The sequence below is a fragment of the Corallococcus silvisoli genome, from assembly GCF_009909145.1.
Lineage (GTDB): Bacteria > Myxococcota > Myxococcia > Myxococcales > Myxococcaceae > Corallococcus > Corallococcus silvisoli.
In genome coordinates this window covers 1-1,469 of the sequence record NZ_JAAAPJ010000056.1, presented here as the reverse complement: position 1 = coordinate 1,469, position 1,469 = coordinate 1, and the positions used below count along the sequence as shown (strand labels likewise).

At 67.7% G+C, this 1,469-nt stretch carries 1 protein-coding gene; it reads right to left on the bottom strand.

Going from position 1 to position 1,469, the window contains the following annotated elements; genetic code table 11:
• Window positions 1–1,469, bottom strand: a 1,469-nt coding sequence (locus tag GTY96_RS37025) for a condensation domain-containing protein (RefSeq protein WP_235686148.1), incomplete at both ends; no start/stop codon positions are given.

Here is a 1,469-nt window from a genome sequence, read left to right as displayed (position 1 = left end):
CGCACCTGGGCTTCGACCCAGGCGTGGATGCTGGCCTCGTACTGTGTCCTCAGCGCGGGAGGATTCCAGTCGAGGAGGAGCTGCTGGCGCTCAGGGGAGGTGAGCAGAGGCAGGTCCATGAGGCGGGAGTCGGGCTTCGAGGCGATGGCCTCGAGCAGCACGCCGAAATGGCCAGCCATGCGCTGGATGGTCGACGCCTCGAAGAGGTCCGTCGCGTACTCCAGTGTACCGAGCCATTCTCCACGGTTCTCCCGCAGGCCCAGGGACAAGTCGAACTTGGCGAAGTGGGCTTCCAGGGGGAGTGCCTGGAAGGACAGGCCCGGCAGACGCAGCGCCTCGGTGGGCGTGTTCTGCAAGACGAACATGGCCTGGAAGAGAGGGCTGCGGCTCAGGTCACGAGTGGGTTGCACGGCTTCGACGAGCTTCTCGAAGGGCAGGTGCTGGTGCTCGTAGGCGGCGAGCGTGGTGCCGCGCACCTGTGCGAGCAGTTCGCGGAACGTCGCCTTCGGCTCGACCTGCGCACGCAGGACGAGGGTGTTGATGAAGAAGCCGATGAGGCCTTCGGTCTCCGCCTGGGTGCGTCCCGCGATGGGAGAGCCCACGCTGACGTCGTCCTGAGCGGAGTAACGCGACAGGAGGACCTGGAAGGCGGCGAGCAACGCCATGAAGGGCGTGGCGCCCTCATGCTGGGCCAGGGCCTTGAGTGTTTCCACGAGCTGCGCGGGGATTCGCACCTCCACAGTGGCGCCACGATGCGATTGCACGGGCGGACGCGGGTGGTCGGTGGGTAGCTCCAGCGCGGCGGGCGCACCGGACAACTGCCGCTTCCAGTAATCGATCTGCGCGTCCAGGGTTTCGCCCTGGAGCCACTGGCGCTGCCTCGTCGCGAAGTCGGCGTACTGCACGGGGAGGGGCGCGAGCGCCGGAGTCGTGCCCGTGGTGAAGGCTTCGTAGAAGGCCGCCACCTCCCGGACGAGGACACCCATGGACCAACCGTCGGAGACGATGTGGTGCATCGTCACCAACAGCAGGTGGTCCGCTTCATCCAGGCGCACCAGCGTGCTGCGCAGCAGTGGGCCTCTATCGAGATGGAATGGGCGACGCATCTCCTCGTCGGCCAGTCGGCGCGCTGCTTCCTGCCTCTGTTCGGCGGGCAGGGCGGAGAGGTCCACGAGCGGCAGCGTCCAGTCCCGCGGGGCGTGGATGCGCTGCGAGGGCTGACCCTGATGCTCCTCGAAGGTGGTGCGCAGGGATTCGTGACGCGCGACCAGCGCCTCGAAAGTGCGGCGCAGCGCCTCCACGTCCACGTGGCCGGAGAGCTGGAGCGCGGTGGGGAGGTTGTAGGACGCATCCTCCGGCTGGAGCTGATCCAAGAGCCACAGACGCTGCTGGGCGAAGGAAAGCGGCAGCAGGCCCTCATGCGAAGTCCGAGTGAGGGGCGGCGGCACGCGCAAGGCTGGCGTGAGGGC